At 69.9% G+C, this 16,157-nt stretch carries 16 protein-coding genes; 6 read left to right on the forward strand and 10 right to left on the reverse strand.

Going from position 1 to position 16,157, the window contains the following annotated elements; translation table 11 throughout:
* Nucleotides 1-21: 21 nt before the first annotated feature.
* The 6 genes from P5F91_RS13095 to P5F91_RS13120 all read right to left on the reverse strand — a co-directional run bounded on the left by P5F91_RS13095 (nucleotide 22) and on the right by P5F91_RS13120 (nucleotide 3,671).
* The gene (locus P5F91_RS13095; RefSeq protein WP_277907364.1) at nucleotides 22-483 is read right to left on the reverse strand and encodes a hypothetical protein; all 462 of its coding nucleotides are present in this window, start codon (nucleotides 481-483) and stop codon (nucleotides 22-24) included.
* Nucleotides 484-506: 23 nt separating this feature from the next.
* Nucleotides 507-938, reverse strand: coding sequence for a hypothetical protein (locus tag P5F91_RS13100; protein WP_277907365.1), 432 nt, complete (start codon nucleotides 936-938; stop codon nucleotides 507-509).
* On the reverse strand, nucleotides 939-1,376 hold the full coding sequence (locus P5F91_RS13105) for a hypothetical protein (protein ID WP_277907366.1): 438 nt from the start codon (nucleotides 1,374-1,376) through the stop codon (nucleotides 939-941). It abuts the gene before it with no gap.
* A gap of 106 nt (nucleotides 1,377-1,482) precedes the next feature.
* Nucleotides 1,483-1,914 (reverse strand): hypothetical protein, encoded by a 432-nt coding sequence (locus tag P5F91_RS13110; RefSeq protein ID WP_145609517.1) that lies wholly within the window; start codon nucleotides 1,912-1,914, stop codon nucleotides 1,483-1,485.
* Nucleotides 1,911-2,549, reverse strand: a complete 639-nt coding sequence (locus P5F91_RS13115) for a lysozyme family protein (protein ID WP_145609516.1) — start codon at nucleotides 2,547-2,549, stop codon at nucleotides 1,911-1,913. The genes P5F91_RS13110 and P5F91_RS13115 overlap by 4 nt, the downstream gene beginning before the upstream one ends.
* Nucleotides 2,550-2,768: 219 nt before the next feature.
* The gene (locus tag P5F91_RS13120) at nucleotides 2,769-3,671 is read right to left on the reverse strand and encodes a LysR family transcriptional regulator (protein WP_277907367.1); all 903 of its coding nucleotides are present in this window, start codon (nucleotides 3,669-3,671) and stop codon (nucleotides 2,769-2,771) included.
* Between the two features lie 231 nt (nucleotides 3,672-3,902).
* Here P5F91_RS13120 and P5F91_RS13125 point away from each other — a divergent pair, with 231 nt between their 5' ends.
* Entirely contained in the window at nucleotides 3,903-5,033 is a 1,131-nt protein-coding gene (locus tag P5F91_RS13125) for an FAD-dependent oxidoreductase (RefSeq protein ID WP_277907368.1), read from the forward strand.
* Nucleotides 5,034-5,088: 55 nt separating this feature from the next.
* Here P5F91_RS13125 and P5F91_RS13130 read toward each other — a convergent pair whose 3' ends face one another.
* On the reverse strand, nucleotides 5,089-6,762 hold the full coding sequence (locus tag P5F91_RS13130) for a S53 family peptidase (protein ID WP_145609514.1): 1,674 nt from the start codon (nucleotides 6,760-6,762) through the stop codon (nucleotides 5,089-5,091).
* Between the two features lie 121 nt (nucleotides 6,763-6,883).
* The gene (locus tag P5F91_RS13135) at nucleotides 6,884-8,089 is read right to left on the reverse strand and encodes a citrate synthase family protein (RefSeq protein WP_277907369.1); all 1,206 of its coding nucleotides are present in this window, start codon (nucleotides 8,087-8,089) and stop codon (nucleotides 6,884-6,886) included.
* A gap of 113 nt (nucleotides 8,090-8,202) precedes the next feature.
* Here P5F91_RS13135 and P5F91_RS13140 point away from each other — a divergent pair, with 113 nt between their 5' ends.
* The 3 genes from P5F91_RS13140 (at nucleotide 8,203) to P5F91_RS13150 (ending at nucleotide 11,847) form a co-directional block, all read left to right on the forward strand.
* Nucleotides 8,203-9,561: a CoA transferase gene (locus P5F91_RS13140; protein WP_277907370.1), complete on the forward strand. Its 1,359-nt coding sequence runs from the start codon at nucleotides 8,203-8,205 to the stop codon at nucleotides 9,559-9,561.
* 112 nt (nucleotides 9,562-9,673) lie between these two features.
* Nucleotides 9,674-10,246 carry a hypothetical protein gene (locus P5F91_RS13145; RefSeq protein ID WP_145609511.1) on the forward strand — a complete coding sequence of 191 codons (573 nt, stop codon included), beginning with the start codon at nucleotides 9,674-9,676 and terminating at the stop codon, nucleotides 10,244-10,246.
* Nucleotides 10,247-10,257: 11 nt separating this feature from the next.
* Nucleotides 10,258-11,847 (forward strand): PepSY-associated TM helix domain-containing protein, encoded by a 1,590-nt coding sequence (locus tag P5F91_RS13150; RefSeq protein WP_145609510.1) that lies wholly within the window; start codon nucleotides 10,258-10,260, stop codon nucleotides 11,845-11,847.
* Here P5F91_RS13150 and P5F91_RS13155 read toward each other — a convergent pair.
* Together P5F91_RS13155 and P5F91_RS13160 are read right to left on the reverse strand one after the other, a co-directional pair.
* On the reverse strand, nucleotides 11,844-12,305 hold the full coding sequence (locus P5F91_RS13155) for an acyl-CoA thioesterase (RefSeq protein ID WP_277907371.1): 462 nt from the start codon (nucleotides 12,303-12,305) through the stop codon (nucleotides 11,844-11,846). The two genes, P5F91_RS13150 and P5F91_RS13155, sit on opposite strands and share 4 nt — an antisense overlap.
* A gap of 113 nt (nucleotides 12,306-12,418) precedes the next feature.
* The gene (locus P5F91_RS13160; RefSeq protein ID WP_145609508.1) at nucleotides 12,419-14,080 is read right to left on the reverse strand and encodes a long-chain-fatty-acid--CoA ligase; all 1,662 of its coding nucleotides are present in this window, start codon (nucleotides 14,078-14,080) and stop codon (nucleotides 12,419-12,421) included.
* Between the two features lie 302 nt (nucleotides 14,081-14,382).
* Here P5F91_RS13160 and P5F91_RS13165 point away from each other — a divergent pair, with 302 nt between their 5' ends.
* Both P5F91_RS13165 and P5F91_RS13170 read left to right on the forward strand, forming a co-directional pair.
* The gene (locus P5F91_RS13165; RefSeq protein ID WP_145609507.1) at nucleotides 14,383-15,675 is read left to right on the forward strand and encodes an outer membrane beta-barrel protein; all 1,293 of its coding nucleotides are present in this window, start codon (nucleotides 14,383-14,385) and stop codon (nucleotides 15,673-15,675) included.
* Nucleotides 15,676-15,711: 36 nt separating this feature from the next.
* Nucleotides 15,712-16,155, forward strand: coding sequence for a septal ring lytic transglycosylase RlpA family protein (locus P5F91_RS13170; protein ID WP_145609506.1), 444 nt, complete (start codon nucleotides 15,712-15,714; stop codon nucleotides 16,153-16,155).
* Nucleotides 16,156-16,157: the final 2 nt, after the last annotated feature.

Genomic DNA, 16,157 nt, shown 5'->3' on the forward strand with positions numbered 1-16,157 from the left:
GCTCGGCGGATTGCACGGGCGCTACTTGCCCCGCCCAAAAGGATGCTGACCGCAAACGCCGAAGTCAGTCTTGATCGTTTCCGGCTTGGGCGCGTTCGGGCCGGAGTAGAAGATCACCAACAGGGCTTCCTGATTGACGGAGGGATCCGGCGGCAGGGGTTCCATGATCAGGTAGGTCAGCTTGCCGGTGGGGCCGCAGCCATAGGGATCGGCTTTCTGGTTGAGGCCCTTGACCGCGTAGAGGGTGCCCGTGCCGAAGGCCCCGGCTGGTGTCACGTCGTAAGTGACTTTCCCCAGGGTGATCTTGTCCCTCGTCACCTCCAAGGCGCCGATGGGCGCGCGTTGGGGGGAATTGTCCATCCACCTGCCCAGAATCTGGTCGTCGGCGTGGGCCGAGTTCGCCCCGAGCAGGAGCAGGGCCGGCAAGAATAACGGCAAGGGATGGCGGCGCATTGTGCTTGCCTTCTTGAACTGCGCCACCATCACGCCTCGGCGGCCGTCGATGCTTATTCTTTCCGGCCGAAGGGATGCTCGCCGCAAACCGCCATCTCATTGAGGGTGTCCGGCTTGGGCGCCTCCGGTGCCGCATAGAAGGTCACCACGATGGCGCTGTAGGTGGCGTTGGCGATGGTGGGCTTGGGCCGCACGATGATGTGGCTGAGCTTCTTGGTGGGGCCGCAGCCATTGGGATCGGTTTTCCGGTTCAGGCCGTTGACCGTGTACAGGGCGCCCTCGCCAAAGGGGCCGGCCTGGGTCACCTCATAGGTGACCTTCCCCACGGTGATCTTGTCGCTGGTGATCTCAAGCGGGCCCATTGGATCGTTCTTGGGGGCGGAGTCGGTCCATTTCCCCAGGAAGCGATCATCGGCCCACGCCGGTGCCGTGCCCATCAGCAGCAGGGGCAAGGACAGCAGCGCCGATGAAATGCCGCGCCTCATCTATTTCCTGTCCCGGGCGAACGGATGCGCGCCACAGACCCACATGTCGTCGCCCAGCGTTTCGGGTTTTGGCGCTTCCGCGCCCAAATAAAAGGTGACCCGAAGATACGTTGAAAGGGAACTGGTGTCCGGCGCGTTGGGCTGAAGGATCAGATAGGTCACCTTGTGGGAGGGACCGCAGCCATAAGGATCGGCTTTCTGGTTGAGGCCCTTGACCGCGTAGAGGGTGCCGGTGCCGAAGGGTCCGACCGGCGCCACGTCATAGGTGACCTTCCCCAGGGTGATCTTGTCGTTCGTCACTTCCAAGGCGCCGATAGGCGCGCGCTGGGGGGAATTGTCCTTCCACTTGCCCAGGATTTGATCATCCGCGCAGGCAGCGTTCGCCCCGAGTACGAGCAGGGTCACCATGGGCAAGGTGCGGGCAATGCCGAGGTTCAAGCGGGTTTCCTGTCAACGCAGCTCTGGAACTGAGAGCCACTGCCCGAACGCGGTGTGCTGTCCGCCCATGATCACTACCACGTGCCATGTCCCGATCGCGCAGGCGCTACTTGCTCCGCCCAAAGGGATGCTGACCGCAAACGCCAACATCACTGTCCAGCGTTTCCGGCCTGGGCGCGTTGGCGCCGGAATAGAAGATCACCAAAATGGTTGCCTGCGGGACGATGGGATCTGGGGGAAGGGGCTTGACGATGAAGTAGGTGGCCGGATCGCTCGCACCGCAAGGGCGGGGATCGGGCTTCGGCGTAAGGTCCTTCACCGCATAGAGGATCCCATTGCCAAAAGGTCCCTTGGGCACGACATCGTAGGTGACTTTCCCCAACTTGATCTTGTCGGTGGTGATCTCCAGGGTCCCCATTGGCCGGCGCTGGGGGGAGTTGTCGTGCCATTTCCCAAGGAATTGATCATCGGCCAGCGCTGCCGTCGGCCCCGCCGCCATTAACATGGTGACGATGGGTAATACGAAACCGAGCTTCAAACGCTCCTCCCCTTTTGGGCCTGGGCACACCGCTCGAACAAGGCCGCTGTGACCTTATTGCGCTCGGCTTGGATGCCGTGACGAAAGCAGCACTTTGCCGCTTTGGCCCAGTCGCCGCTATTGATCGCATGGTTCATGGTTGAATAGGCCATCAGTCCGGCGGCCCGGTGATGGCGGGTTTTGCTGCGCCCAGCGCCCAAATTGTAGATCATGTCGAACAACGCGAGCTTCGCATCGTCCGGAAAATCATCGAACTTGGGATAGATCAGTTTTAGATGGAGATGATCCGAATCCAAGTGGGCGTCCAAAAGGGTGTTGGCGGTTGCTTGGGTGATCCGTAGATCACTGTCATTCTCATAATGCGCCGCCGTGTGTTTTTTGTGGGGCGCGGCGGACTTCTGCTCCTGGTGTCCAATGAACAAGGCGCGCCAAGCGGCTTCGACCTCAAGTTTGCTGGCCGGCTGGTTGTTGCCCTTATGAAGGAAAGGAAGAGCGCTGGCGCTTTCGGCGGTCGCTAACAGGGTGCCACAGCCTACCGTCACCAAGCCCTCACTATCCAAATACATCCAAAGTACCTGATCTTCCCATCTGAGAAGCAGGGTTCTGATGTTCTCTCGCAAGGCTGGGAGGAGCATGGTCGGGGCCCTGGACCTTTTCATTAAGACGGCTGCGATGGGGCTTGCAGGCGATGCCTTGCCCCCACGCCAGGGAAATGAAAAGTGGGCCTGCGGTTTCAAGCCCTGCCTGAATGGTAGAACGTCATACCGCTTTCCTTCCCCGAAAGGGCTCATCCCGGCGCGCGCCGGGCGCGCGGTTGAAAACGCCGGCGCCGGTTCTACCAGCGCTCCCCGTCCTCACTCCCCGGCGCACTCCCGCAAATACCCCCTGAGCCAGATCAGGCCGGGATCGCGGTCGAACTGGTAGTGCCACTGCATCATCTCGGTCAGCACCGGGAACTCGATGGGGGCGGGGAGGACGCGCAGGGGCAGGTGCTGGGCGTAGAGGCGGGCCAGGCGCGTGTGCATGGTGCTGATCATGTCCGTCTCCACCAGGATGGGGGCGACGGAGGAGAAGTCGGGGGCGACGGCGCCGATGGTGCGGGCGTAGCCGTAGCGGTCCAGGAACCATTGCTCGAAGGCCGGGGTGCGCTTGCCGCCGATGATCACCACCACGTGGGCCATGTCCAGGTACTGCTCGAACGTCAGGCTGTCGCCCACGGCCGCGTTGTCGCGCCAGACGACGCAGCTGTGCGTCTCCTCGAACAGGATTTCCTTGGGCTGGTCGCTGGTGAGGTAGGCGTCGGGGGAGATCACCAGGTCCACGTCGGCCCGGTTCAGGCGGTCGTGGATGTCGTCGGCCACGGCGCTGATCTCCAGCCGCAAGCCCGGCGCCTCGCGCCGCAGGCGGCGGATGGCGCGGGCCAGCACCACCTCGGTCACATAGTCCGACGCCACCACGCGGAACACGCGCTGGGCCGTGGCGGGGTCGAAGGTGGGGCGCGCCTCGATGGTGGTCTGCACCCGGATCAGGATGTCGCGCACCGGCTCCACCAACGCCAGCGCCAGGGGCGTGGGCACCATGGCGCGGCCCACCATCACCATGATTTCGTCATCGAAATAATCGCGCAGTCGGGCCAGCGCCCCGCTCATGGCCGATTGGCTGAGGTGCAGGCGGTGGGCGGCGCGCGAGACGTTGCGCTCCTCCAGCAGCACGTCCAGGGCCACCAGCAGGTTCAGGTCGAAACGGCGGAAGCGCATGGGCGCCCATCCTCCCTATTTTATTGTTCGAGGTGATACCTCGCCGCACTTTGGTACGGCAGAACCGATAGATGGATCAGCCGTTCGCTGAGCGCAAGGCCCGTCGAAGGAGGGCGCTGATATCGGCCGCGCCGATGGACGCGCATCGGAAAATACGCCTCAACCGATGCTGCCGGCCGCCGTACCGTTGCCGCCATAACAAACGCCCATACCAAGCGAACGGGAGGGAGGATGATGGCGCAGCGTGTGAGCCGGGTGCTGATCGTGGGGGGCGGCATCGGCGGCCTGTCCCTGGCGTCGGCCCTGCGCGACCGGGGCCTGGCCGTGGACCTGGTGGAACTGCAGAAGGAATGGACGGTCTACGGCGTCGGCATCATCCAGCAATGCAACGTCGTGCGCGCCATGGCCGACTTAGGCTTGGTGGACCGCTACCTCGACGCCGGCTTCCCGTTCGAGGCGGTGGGCATGTACGCCCCCGACGGCCGCCTGCTGGCCAAGATACCGGGCCAGCGCCTGGCGGGCCCGCAATACCCCGCCAACCTGGGCATCAGCCGCCTGGCCCTACACACGGTGCTGAGCGGCGCTGCGCTGGAGAAGGGCACGGCCGTGCGCCTGGGCACGACGGTGGAGCGGCTGGACCAGGACGACGCCGGCGTGGACGTAACCTTCAGCGACGGCACCACCGGCCGCTATGACGTCGTGGTCGGGGCGGACGGGCTCTATTCCAAGGTGCGCGGCCTGTTGTTTGGAGACGAGCATCGGCCGCGCCACACCGGCCAGTCGGTCTGGCGCCACAACTTCCCGAGGCCGGCGGAGATCGACCATTTGGCGGCCTTCACCGGCGCGGACGGCAATGCCGGCCTCTGCCCCCTGTCCCACGACCTGATGTACCTGTTCGTGACGTCGGAGGAGCCGGGCAACCCCCGCATGCCGGCCGACCAGCTGCACACCCTGATGCGCGACCGGATGAAGGGCTTCGGCGGCCTGATCGGGGCCCTGCGCGACCGGATCACCGACCCGGCCCAGGTGGTCTACAAGCCTATGGAGGTGCTGATGATGCCGGCCCCCTGGTACCGGGGCCGGGTGGTCCTGCTGGGCGACGCCGTGCACGCCACCACGCCGCACCTGGGCCAGGGCGCGGGCATGGCCATCGAGGACGCCGTGGTGCTGGCCGAGCTGCTGCCCCAGGACGCGCCGCTGGGCGACCTGCTGGCCCGCTATATGGAGCGGCGGTATGAGCGCTGCCGCTTCATCGTCGACAGCTCCATCATGGTGGGGGAATGGGAAATGGCGCGGCGCCACGACGTGGACCGCATTGGCCTGGTGAAGAAGATGCTGGAGGTGACGGCCCAGCCCGTGTGAGGGGGCAGCGAGAGGGGGCAGTGTGAAGGCCGTCCCCGCCCTTAACTGGCCCGCCCTAACTGTTCTGCAGGCGGCTGACCAGCTGGGCCACGTTGGGCACACCCAGGCCGGTCACCAGGTCATAGCCGGGGCCGGCGCTATAGGCGCCGTTGCTGCCCTGGGTGATGTCGCGGAAGCAGGGCGTGCCCAGCAGCGGGTAGAGCAGCGGGTTCAGGAAGGGCAGGGCGCCCTTGCCCGCCTTGGTCCGCGCCTCGTTGATCAGGGCGCAGAAGCCGGCCCACAGCGGCGCGCTCCAACTCGTGCCGCCGATCTGCTCCTTCTGGCCGTTCAGGTACAGCAGCGCGCCCTCGTTGGGGTCGGCGGGGCCGGCGACGTCGGGTACCAGGCGCTGCCCGCCCGCCGGCACGCCGTTGCCCACCTGCCAGGCCGGGCGGGGGAAGTCCACGCTCTTGCCCCCGCCGCTGCCCGGCCAGGCCACCTCCGCCGCCACATGGCCATCGGCGCCCAGGCGCAGGGAGGTGCCGCCCACGCCGATGACGCAGGGGTCGCTGGCCTCATACTCCACCTGCAGGGGGCCCTTGGAGGAATGGCCGGTGTCGTCGGGGTTGGAACCGGCGTCGCCGCTGGAGACGAAGACGTTCACGCCGGCCGCCGCCAGCTTCAGGAACTTCTGGTGCTGGGTCGCCATCTCGCCCGAGGGGCCCTGCAGATAGGTCTCGCCCAGCCCCAGGCTGATGGACAGCTGGCGCAGGGCGGGCCGCTGGGCGGCGTCGGCGATGATGCGGTCCAGGGCCTGGTCCAGCGCGGTGAAGGAGAGGGAGCCGCAGGCGTAGACGCGGATGCCGGCGCCGGGCGCGATGCCGCTGGTCCATTCCACGTCCAGGCTTTCCTCCCCCTCCGGCGAGGGCAGGGTGCCGCCGGCGACGTTGATCTTGGTGACGCGGCCGAGGTCGGCGCTGACGCCGTTGGCCCGCCAGAACAGGGTGAGGTCGCTGTCCAGCGGCACGGTGTCGATCAGGATGGCGATCTCCTGCCCCGCCCCCGTCAGGCCCAGCCCGTCGGCGCCGTAGGCCTTCAGGATGGCGGGCACGGTGTAGGGCGGCTGGGTGGGGTCGGCCGCCGCCGGCTTCTTCTTTTTCTTCTTCTGCTTTTGCGGCGCGGCCGTGTCCGTAGGGTCATCGGGGACGCCATCGGGGGGGACGCCATCGGGCGGCGGCTTGTGATGGCTGATGCGATAGTGCTTGTTGGGCCGCAGGAAGGGTTGCAGGCCGCCGATGTGGAACACCGGGCCGCCCACGTCGTCGGGCAGGCTGGGCGTGTCGCAGGCCGCCGTGTAGGCGTGGCCGTCGCGCGTCACCCGCACCATGGTCACGCCCAGGCTGGCCTCGATGGTGCCGGCGGGGGCGGTGGCGTAGACCGTGGTGTGGTCGGGCGTCACCTGGTCGATGGTGTAGCCCTGGGCCGTCAGCCACCGCGCCAGGCGGTCGGCGGCGGCCGGGTCGGCGGCATAGTCCCGCGCCTGCTCCGCGAAGGGGATGACCTCGCCGGCCGCCACCCTGTCCTCCAGTTCTCGCTGCTTGCCCTCGGGCAGGCTCAGGGCGAAGTGCAGGGACATGGCCGCCGCCCGGTGGCGGGGCTCCGCCGGGCTGATCAGCAGGCCCTGGGTCGCCAGGCCCTGGCCGGCGGGCAGGGGGATCACGCTGTCGGGGAAAAGCTTTCTGCCGGGCATCGTCGCCGCCTTCTCGCGAATGGTGCCAAGGGCGGCCCCGGTAAGGGCTCACCCAGGACGGGAAGCGCGCGGCGGCGGCGCCGGTTCCTGCGACAGGATGTAGCGGGGCTGCCGGCGGCCTTCAATCGCCGCGCGGCCGCTCCGGCCCGGGCCGCAGCCCGGTGTAGAGCGCACGCGGGCGGATGAGCTGGGCATCGGCGCGCTGCTCCAGCGCGTGGGCGATCCAGCCCAGCGAGCGGCCCAGGGCGAACAGGCCGAAGGCGGCGCCCCTGGGCAGGCCCAGATGGCGGCGCAGCGCCACCAGGGCGGTGTCGATCACCGGCGGCTGGCCCACCAGGCGCTGGGTCTGCGCCTGCACCACGGCCCAGGTGGGGCGCAAGGGCAGGATGCGGCCCAGCAGGGCGGCGGCGCGGGGGTCACCGGTGGGGTACAGCGGGTGGCCGTAGCCGGGGATGTCCTCCCCCCGCGCCAGGCGCTGGCGCAGGCGGGCGGCGGTCTCGCCGTCCGCGCCCACCTCATCCCACAGGGCTTCCACCCGCGCGGTCAGGCCGCCGTGGCGCGGGCCGCCCAGGGCTGCCAGCCCGCCGATGACGGCCGCCCGCAGGCTGGCGTCGGTGGAGGCGATGCAGCGGGCGGTGAAGTTGGAGGCGTTCAGCTCATGGTCGGCGCACAGCACCAGGGCCATGCGCACCAGCTCGGCGCCGTCCTTGTCCAGCTTCCACGCCTGGGCGCATTGCTTGTGGATGGGGCCGGCGGCGGGGGCTGTGCCCAGCAGGCAGGCCGTCAGCAGCCGCACCAGCGCCGCCGCCCCCTGCGCCAGCCGGCCGGGCGCCCGCTGCCAGGCGGCGGTGTCGGCGTCCTCGCTGGCCAGGGCCAGCAGGGGCAGCAGCGCCTCCTCCGCCCGGCGGCCGTGGAAGGCCGCCTGGGCCACGGCGAAGGCCTGCGCCGGCTGGGGCAGGGGGCCGCCGAACGCCTCCTCCGGCGCCACCCGCCACAGCAGGCCGGCCACCTCCTCCACGCTGGCGCGGGCGGCGAGGTCCACGGCGTCGCGGCCCCGGTAGTAGAGGTGGCCGTCCTGGATCAGGGTGATGGCCGACTCCAGCACGGGCAGGCCCCAGTCCAGCGTGGCCTTGGCGATGTCCTTGGGCCGGCGGCCCCGGATGCGGGTCAGGGCCAGCCGGTCGACCTCCGCCGCCAGGTAGCGGCTCTCGCGCGTGTCCCCGTCCGGCTGGGCCCGCAGCAGCCCCCGGCTGACATAGGCGTACAGCGTCTGGCGGGAGACGCCCAGCCGGGTGGCGGCCTGGGCGGCGGTCAGCAGGTCGGCCATCGGGCGCCCCCTCGTTGATCGTCTCAATCAATATTGAATCAGTTAATCAACATTGACGATTATTGTCACCGGTTCATCGTCGGGCCGTCCCTGAAGCCAGCGGAGAACCGACCATGACCACCCCCGGCCATCATTTCCTCAAGACCATCTGGCAGGCCCTGGGCGGCGCGCCCGACGCGCTGGACCGGGTGCGCTTCACCGGCGCCGGCAGCCTGCCGTCCGTCTTCGCCGTCAGCGACTTGGCGGTCGCCTCGGTGGCCGCCGCCGGCCTGGCCCTGGCCGAGCTGGCGGGCGCGGACGGGGTGGTGGCCGACCGCCGCCTGTCCTCTGCCTGGTTCGGCTATGCCCTGCGGCCCCAGGGCTGGGACCTGCCGCCCGCCTGGGACGCGGTGGCGGGCGACTACCGCGCCGCCGACGGCTGGATCCGCCTGCACACCAACGCCCCGCACCACCGCGCCGCTGCCTTGTCCGTGCTCGGCGTGCCGGCGGACCGGGCGGCGGTGGCCCGGGCCGTGGCGGGCTGGACGGCGGGCGATCTTGAGGCGGCGGTGGTGGCGGCCGGCGGCTGCGCCGCGGAGATGCGCAGCGCCGAGGCGTGGGCCGAACACCCTCAGGGCCGCGCCGTGGCGGCCTCCCCCCTGTTGACCCTGGAAACGGCGGGGCAGGGTGTCGAGGGGTGGCGGCCGGATCCCGTCCGGCCCCTGGCCGGCATCCGTGTGCTGGACCTGACCCGTATCCTGGCCGGGCCCACGGCCACGCGCTTCCTGGCCGGCTGCGGCGCCCAGGTGCTGCGCATCGACCCGCCCGGCTGGGCGGAACCCAACCTGGAACCGGACATGACCCTGGGCAAGCGCTGCGCCCGCCTGGACCTGCAGCGGGCCGACGATGTGGCGACCTTGAAGCGCCTGCTGGCCCGGGCCGACGTGCTGGTCCATGGCTATCGCCCGGACGCCTTGGCCCGCCTGGGCCTGGATGCGGACAGCCGCCGTGCGCTCAACCCCGGCCTGGTCGATATCTGCCTGGACGCCTATGGCTGGGACGGGCCCTGGGCCGGGCGGCGCGGCTTCGACAGCCTGGTGCAGATGAGCGCCGGCATCGCCGAGGCCGGCATGCGCCTGCTGGGCCGCGACAAGCCCACGCCCCTGCCGGTGCAGGCGCTGGACCACGCCACCGGCTACATCCTGGCCGCCATGGCGCTGCGCGGCCTGGCGCTCCGGGCGCGCACCGGCCAGGGCACGGCGGGCCGCACCGCCCTGGCCAGCACCGCCCGCCTGCTGCTGGACGGCGGGGCGGGGGTGATGGACGCGCCCCCTCTGGCGCCCGAGACCGACACCGACTTCAATCCCGCCCTCGAACAGACCGGCTGGGGGCCAGCCCGCCGCCTGGCGGCGCCGGTGACCGTGGCCGGGGCGCCGCTGGCCTGGGACCGGCCGGCGGGGCCGCTGGGCGGCGCCACCGCCGTCTGGGAATGATGTTCGAAGTTGCAATTGCGAATTACTCTTATTTATAGTGCCGGACGCTAAGGGCGCCGGACGGGGACGATCGGCCGGATGCCCGCGACATCCTTGGGATTTGGGCGACGGCATGACGGCGACGATGGGCTTTTTGGGGGGCTTGGCCCTGACGGTGCTGGGCATCGTCCTGCTGCGGCGGGTATGGGCCTCGGCCACGGCCCCGCGCTGGCGTGCCCTGCCGGGCTGGGCCCTGATCGCCGCGGGTTTCGCCGGCTGGCTGGCCGTGGCCGACGCCGACAAGGCCGTCGTCATCGGCTTCCTGGCCTTCTCCCTGGTGGGCTACGGCGTGGTGATCCTGGGCCGGGACCGGCGCCGCCGGCCGCACCGCGCGCCCAAGGCCCCCGTGGCCATGCCGGTGGAACCGGGCCGGCGGGCCTGGGTGACCTTCCTGCGCGGGACGGCCCGCACCCTGCTGGCCGGCCCGCTGGCCGCCGCCACCGGTATGTCGGTGGCCGCCCTGGTGGCGGTGCGCGCCGGTGGGATGGAGGCCGACCGCCTCGTGGCCGCCGGCTTCATCGGCCCTATCGGCTGGGGTATTGCCATGACCTGGGCGCTGGTGGACGCGCGCCTGGCCCGGGTGGGCCTGCTGCTGCCGCTGACGGCCGGTGCCGCCGTGGCGGCCGCCTGGCTGTCCCGCGTCTGAGGGGGGAAGACATGTTGAAGCGCATCGCCGCCCGCGTCCTGGCCCGCCGCAGGGCCGACCCCGCCACTGCGGCCAAGCCCGGCGCCACGCCCCGCGCCCGGGGTGGCGTCGTCCAGTCCTCCCTGGCCGGGCATTCGGCCCTGGGGCTGGGGCTGGGCGCGCTGGTCTACATCGTCTGCCTCAGCGGGGCCGTCGCCGTCTTCGCCGATGATCTCAGCCGCTGGGAATGGGCCGGCACGCCGGAGACCGCCACCCTGGCGCCGGAGGTGGTGGACCAGGCCCTGGCCGCCGGCCTGGCACGCGCGGCCCAACAGGCGGGCGGGGCGGAGAAGGTGACCGGCCTTTACGGCCTGCTGCCCCGGCCGGACTGGCCCCACCTGGCGGTGCGCGCCTTCACGCCGGCCGGCGCTGTCACCTGGCGGGCCGGCGCCGACGGCGTGCTGGCCGATACGCCGTCCGATGCCTGGACCGACTTTATCGGCGAGGTCCACATGGAGTTGAGCCTGCCGGGGGTGTGGGCGGGCCTGGCGGTTGGCACGGTCGGCATCGTGCTGCTGTCGCTGCTGTTCTCCGGCATCCTGGCCCACCCGCGCATCTTCCGCGACGCCTTCGCCCTGCGGCTGACCGGCGCGCGGCGCCTGGGCCTGGCCGACCTGCACAACCGGCTCAGCGTCTGGGGCCTGCCCTTCCACGTCGCCATCACCGTTACCGGCGCGCTGTTCGCGCTGGCCAGCCTGATGATCCTGACCGTGGCCCAGGTGGGCTACAAAGGGGACCTCGCCCGCGCCTACGCCCCCTTGAGCGGCGCCCAGGTCGCGGCCGACGCCGGCCCGCAGCCCTTGCCGCCCATCGCCCTGCTGCAGGCGCAGGTGGCCGACCCCACGACCGGGGCGGCGCGCATCTCCCGCTTCTATTATGTCGAGCGGCCGGGCACCAAGGGGCAGCGCATCCTGCTGGACATGACCCGCCACGACGGTCTGACCCAGGGCGACCGCAACTATTTCGATGGCGAGGGCAAGCTGCTGGCGCCGTTGGGCTTCCTGGACGGGCCCGTCGGCATGCGCGTTTATGGCGCCTCACTGGCCTTGCACTGCGCCACCTACGGCGGCCTGCCGGTGCGCCTGGTCTATGGCGTGCTGGGCCTGGCGCTCAGCATCGTCACCGCCACGGGGTTTTCCATCTTCCTGGCCCGGCGGCGCGATCGGGGCCGGCCGCTGCCCCGGCTGGAACGGGCCTGGGCCGGCGTGACCTGGGGCGTGCCCCTGGCGGCGACCGTCTCGGCCGCCTTCACCCTGGCGCCCGATCTGGCGCGGGAGGCGGTCTATCTCTGGAGCTTCTGGGGCCTGGTGGCGATCCTGCCGCTGTTGAGCTTGGCGGCGCCCACGGGTGAGCGGGCGTCGCGGACCTTGCGCCTGCTCCTGGGGGCCGCCTTGGTGCTGCTGGCCGGTGCCCATGCCGCCCGCCATGGCACGGACCTGCCGGCGGCGGCGTTGGTGGTGGATCTGGTGCTGGCCCTGGCCGGCGTGGGCTTTGTCTTCAGCACCGGCCTGGCCGGCCGCCGCGCCCGGACCCTGGCCGCCCAGGCCAACCCCGCGCCTTAAGCCTTTTCCGCCGGCGCCGCCACCATGGTGCGCAGCACGGCCGCCACATCCTCCGGAATGGGGGTGAGGCGGCGGGTGGCGTTGTCGACATAGACATGGACGTAGTGCCCGGCGGCGGCCGGCGCATCCTCGTCATTGCGGAACAGCGCCAGTTCATAGCGCACGCTGCTGCGGCCCATGTGTGCCACCCGTACCCCCACCGTCACCCGGTCGGGGAAGGTGATGGGCGCGAAATACCGGCACTGCGTCTCCACCACCAGGGCAATGGCGGTCCCCCTGTCCGGCGCCAGCACGCCCTTCTCGATCATGTGCTGGTTCACCGCCGTGTCGAAGTAGCTGTAGTAGACCACGTTGTTGACGTGGCCGTAGGCGTCGTTGTCCGCCCAGCGGGTGGTGATGGGCTGGAAGTGGCGATAGTCGGCGCGGCTTTCCGGAGTGTTCGTGGCCGGGGTGCTCATCAGGATTCCTCGGGAATACGGGGCGGACGCGCCTCAGGACATACCCGCGAAGACGGCGACGGCGCCACCGGTTTCGCCGGGGCGCCGTTCCGTTTCAGGGCATTGCTCGGTGCTTACTCCGCCGCCGGCGCCGCCACCTTTTCAGGTCCCTGGGCGGCCTTGGCGCGTTCCTCCGCCACCAGGGGCTGCTTCCACAGCTTGCCCACGGCGGTCTTGGGCAGGATGTCGCGGAACTCCAGCGCCGCCGGCAGCTCGTGCCGGCCCAGCTTGTCGGCCAGGAAGGCGCGCAGTTCTTCCAGGCTGAAGGGGGTGGCGTCCGGGCGCAGGGTGACGAAGGCCTTGGCGCTTTCGCCGCGATAGCTGTCGGGGATGCCGATGACGATCACCTCCGCCACGGCGGGGTGCTCATAGATCGCTTCCTCCACCACGCGGGGATAGACGTTGTAGCCGCCGGACAGGATCATGTCCTTGCGCCGGTCGACGATGAACATGAAGCCGTCATCGTCCAGGTAGCCGATGTCGCCCGTGCGGAACAGGCCGTCGATGAAGGCCTCGCGCGTCTCCTCCGGCTGCTTGTAATAGCCCTGGGTGACGTTGCGGCCCTTGATGCAAATCTCCCCCTTCTCGTTCGCGCCCAGGGTCTTGTGCGGGTCGGTCAGGTCGCGGATCTCGATGGTGATGCCCGGCATGGGGATGCCGGCGGAGCCGACCTTGCGCCTATGCGGCGGGGTGATGGTGCCGGCGGGGCTGGTCTCGCTCATGCCCCAGCCTTCCAGCACCGGCTTGCCGGTGGCGGCCTCGAACTCGTGCGCCAGTTCCACGGGCAGGGGCGCGCCGCCGCTGCCCACGAACTTCAGGCTGCTGAAGTCGATGTCTTTCACCCGGGGGCTGGAGGCGATGGCCCGGTGCATGGTGGGCACGCCGGCGAACAGGGTGGGCCGGTGGTCGCGGATGCTGTCCAGCACGGCATCGGTGTCCCAGCGGGGATGCAGGATCATGCAGTAGCCGTTGCGCATTGCCCGCACCATCAGCGTGTCCAGCGCGTAGATGTGGAACAGGGGCAGCACCACCATCATGCGTTCCTGGCCCGGCGTCAGCCCCATGAATCGGCTGAACACGTCATAGGCCCCGGCCGAGGCGCTGAGGTTCTGGTGGGTCAGCATGGCGGGCTTGGGCAGGCCGGTGGTGCCGCCGGAGAATTGCAGCGTGGCCAGGTCGTCCAGCGCGCGCTTGGGCCAGCCGGCGGCCGGCGGTTCCGTGGGCGCCAGCAGGGCGGTGTAGGGCAGGGCGCCGCTGGGCAGGGCCTCCGCCGGCACGCCCTGGCCGGCGAAGTCGGTGGGGCCGGCCACCACCAGGCGCACGCCCTCGGCCAGGGGCAGCTTGTCCGCCAGGCCGGCGAAGCTGATGACCAGGCGGATGTCGGCCTTGGTCTGCTTGTGCGTCAGCTCCCGCTCCGCATCCAGCGGGCTCAGCGGAACGACCACGCCGCCGGCCTTCAGCACGGCGTAGAAGGCCAGCACGAAATGGGGTGTGTTGGGCAGGTGCAGGCCGACGTGCACGCCCGGGCCCACGCCCAGCTTGGCCAGGTTGGCCGCCACGCGGGCGCACAGCGCACCGAAGGTGGCGAAATCCATGGTCTGGCCCATGCAGATCAGGAAGGGATTGGCGGGCCAGGTGGCGACGGCGCGGTCCAAATCCTCCACCAAGGTGGGCAGGGGCGGTTCGCTGTTCCACTCGATGCCCGGCGGATAGGACTTTTCCCACAGCATCGTCATGCGCTGGTCTCCTCCCATTATGTGCCCGCCTTCATGCCGAGGCGGGGTTAGTGGGCACTATGCTTTCACACCAGATGGGCGTTTGCCAAGGGTGACGGATGACGCGGTCACATTGTTCAACAATGGGGGTAGGCGGCGCTAACCGTTAGCCCCGGGGGAGGACGGCCCCGGGTTGGCAGGTTGAATAAAGGCTTTTTGATTTTCGATCCCCGGCTTTCACATCGAACTTTAAGGCGGCGTTGACGTCTCTTGGCGTCCAAGCCGGCACCCCGCCGGCCAAGAAGATCAAGAGATGCCTTCCCATGTCGCATTCCATCCAGTCCACCATTCCCCGCCGCCGCACCGCGCTGCGCGTCGCCTCGGCCACGGCCGCCTGCGCCTTGATGCTGGGCGCGGCCGCTGCCCGCGCGGATGAGGACGCCGCCGCTGCGCCCGCCCCCGCCGGCATCACCGTCAGCGGCCTGGTGGAGGCCGGCATCACGGCGGCGGACCATGGCGCCGACCGCGGCCCCAACTATGGGCACCTGTTCACCGACCGCACCGACCAGCTGGTGCTGAACCAGGCCGTGGGCACCATCGCCAAGGACGCGGGCTCGGGCGACGACTTCGGCTGGGGCTTCAAGCTGCAGGGCATGTACGGCACAGACGCCCGCTACACCCACTTCCTGGGTGAGCTTGACCGCACCATCGGCGAGCGCACGCAGCTGGACATCGTGGAGGCCAACGTGACCTTCCACGTCCCCGACGTGGCGGGCGGCAGCCTGGACCTGAAGGTGGGGCAGTACGCCTCGCCCCTGGGCGCCGAGACCATCGTGGCGTCCAGCAACCCGCTGTACAGCCACAGCTACATCTTCAACTTCGGCCTGCCGTTCAAGCACACCGGTGCCTTGGCCACCCTGCACCTGTCGGGCGGCATCGACCTTTACGGCGGCGTCGACAGCGGCGTGAACACCAGCCTGGGCAAGGATGGCGACAACAACGACGCCTGGTCCGGCATCTTCGGCTTCGGCTACGCCAATGCCGACAGCACCGTCACCCTGGTGGCCCTGACCCATGTCGGGCCGGAGAATGCCAGCACCAAGGCTCCCCTGGGACTTAAGAACGCCAATGACGAGGCGCGCTGGATCAACGACGCCGTGCTGACGGTGAAGGCCAGCGACGCCCTGACCCTGATCACCGAGCTGAACTACGTCCGCGACGACCTGGTGAAGGCGGAGGCGTTCGGCGCCGCCCAGTACGCCACCTGGAAGTATAGCGACGCCGTGTCGCTGACCCTGCGGACTGAGCTGTTCCGCGACGTCCAGGGCTTCTACGTTTCAGCCTATCAGGGCAACCAGGACTATGTCCTGGCGGAGGCCGGGCAGCCCACGCGCGCGCCGGTGTTGTCGGCGGGGCAGGGGGCGACCTATATGGCGCTGACCGCGGGTGTGACGTGGAAGCCGGCGGCCACCCTGGGTTGGGACGCCCTTCCCGACGGCCTCGCCCTGCGGCCGGAGGTGCGCTACGACCGCTCGCTGGGCGACGCCCGGCCCTTCGCCGGTGATCAGGGACAGACCACCTTCGGCCTGGACGTGCTGATTCCCTTCGGCGGCTAAGCCCCGACCCATTTCAACAACGACGGCGAGAGTCCCATGAGGACGCAGCTATGGGGTTGCCTAGCCTTGGGTGCCGGGCTGGCGCTTGCGCCGGCCTTGGCCCTGGGGAACACCACGACAGGGGATGACCACACCCAGGTCGGCAAGGCCAGCTGGTACGGGCGGGAGCATGCGGGCCACCGCACCGCCAGCGGCGAAGCCTACGACCCCGAGGGACTGACCGCCGCCCACCGCACCCTGCCCCTGGGCACAGTGATCGAGGTGTCGGCCCACGGCCAGGTGGTGCAGGTGCGGGTGAACGACCGGGGCCCCTTCGTGAAGGGCCGGGTGCTGGACCTGTCGGCCGCGGCCGCCCGGGTCCTGGGCCTGGATCGCACCGGCACGGCCGTGGTCAACATCCGCCCCACCGGCGCCGTCTGTCCCGCCAACCGCGCGTGCGATGCTGCGCCGCAACTGGTGGCGGAGGCGGGATCGCCTTGACG

The sequence above is a fragment of the Nitrospirillum amazonense genome (assembly GCF_029594735.1).
In the GTDB taxonomy this organism is placed as follows: Bacteria; Pseudomonadota; Alphaproteobacteria; order Azospirillales; family Azospirillaceae; genus Nitrospirillum; species Nitrospirillum amazonense.

Coding starts and splice junctions, on each gene's coding strand:
- P5F91_RS13140 (WP_277907370.1), top strand. CDS start 8,203: ATGACCACCCCCGGCCATCATTTCCTCAAGACCATCTGGCAGGCCCTG.
- P5F91_RS13160 (WP_145609508.1), bottom strand. CDS start 14,080: ATGACGATGCTGTGGGAAAAGTCCTATCCGCCGGGCATCGAGTGGAAC.
- P5F91_RS13095 (WP_277907364.1), bottom strand. CDS start 483: ATGGTGGCGCAGTTCAAGAAGGCAAGCACAATGCGCCGCCATCCCTTG.
- P5F91_RS13100 (WP_277907365.1), bottom strand. CDS start 938: ATGAGGCGCGGCATTTCATCGGCGCTGCTGTCCTTGCCCCTGCTGCTG.
- P5F91_RS13155 (WP_277907371.1), bottom strand. CDS start 12,305: ATGAGCACCCCGGCCACGAACACTCCGGAAAGCCGCGCCGACTATCGC.
- P5F91_RS13170 (WP_145609506.1), top strand. CDS start 15,712: ATGAGGACGCAGCTATGGGGTTGCCTAGCCTTGGGTGCCGGGCTGGCG.
- P5F91_RS13115 (WP_145609516.1), bottom strand. CDS start 2,549: ATGCTCCTCCCAGCCTTGCGAGAGAACATCAGAACCCTGCTTCTCAGA.
- P5F91_RS13120 (WP_277907367.1), bottom strand. CDS start 3,671: ATGCGCTTCCGCCGTTTCGACCTGAACCTGCTGGTGGCCCTGGACGTG.
- P5F91_RS13165 (WP_145609507.1), top strand. CDS start 14,383: ATGTCGCATTCCATCCAGTCCACCATTCCCCGCCGCCGCACCGCGCTG.
- P5F91_RS13135 (WP_277907369.1), bottom strand. CDS start 8,089: ATGGCCGACCTGCTGACCGCCGCCCAGGCCGCCACCCGGCTGGGCGTC.
- P5F91_RS13145 (WP_145609511.1), top strand. CDS start 9,674: ATGACGGCGACGATGGGCTTTTTGGGGGGCTTGGCCCTGACGGTGCTG.
- P5F91_RS13150 (WP_145609510.1), top strand. CDS start 10,258: ATGTTGAAGCGCATCGCCGCCCGCGTCCTGGCCCGCCGCAGGGCCGAC.
- P5F91_RS13130 (WP_145609514.1), bottom strand. CDS start 6,762: ATGCCCGGCAGAAAGCTTTTCCCCGACAGCGTGATCCCCCTGCCCGCC.
- P5F91_RS13125 (WP_277907368.1), top strand. CDS start 3,903: ATGATGGCGCAGCGTGTGAGCCGGGTGCTGATCGTGGGGGGCGGCATC.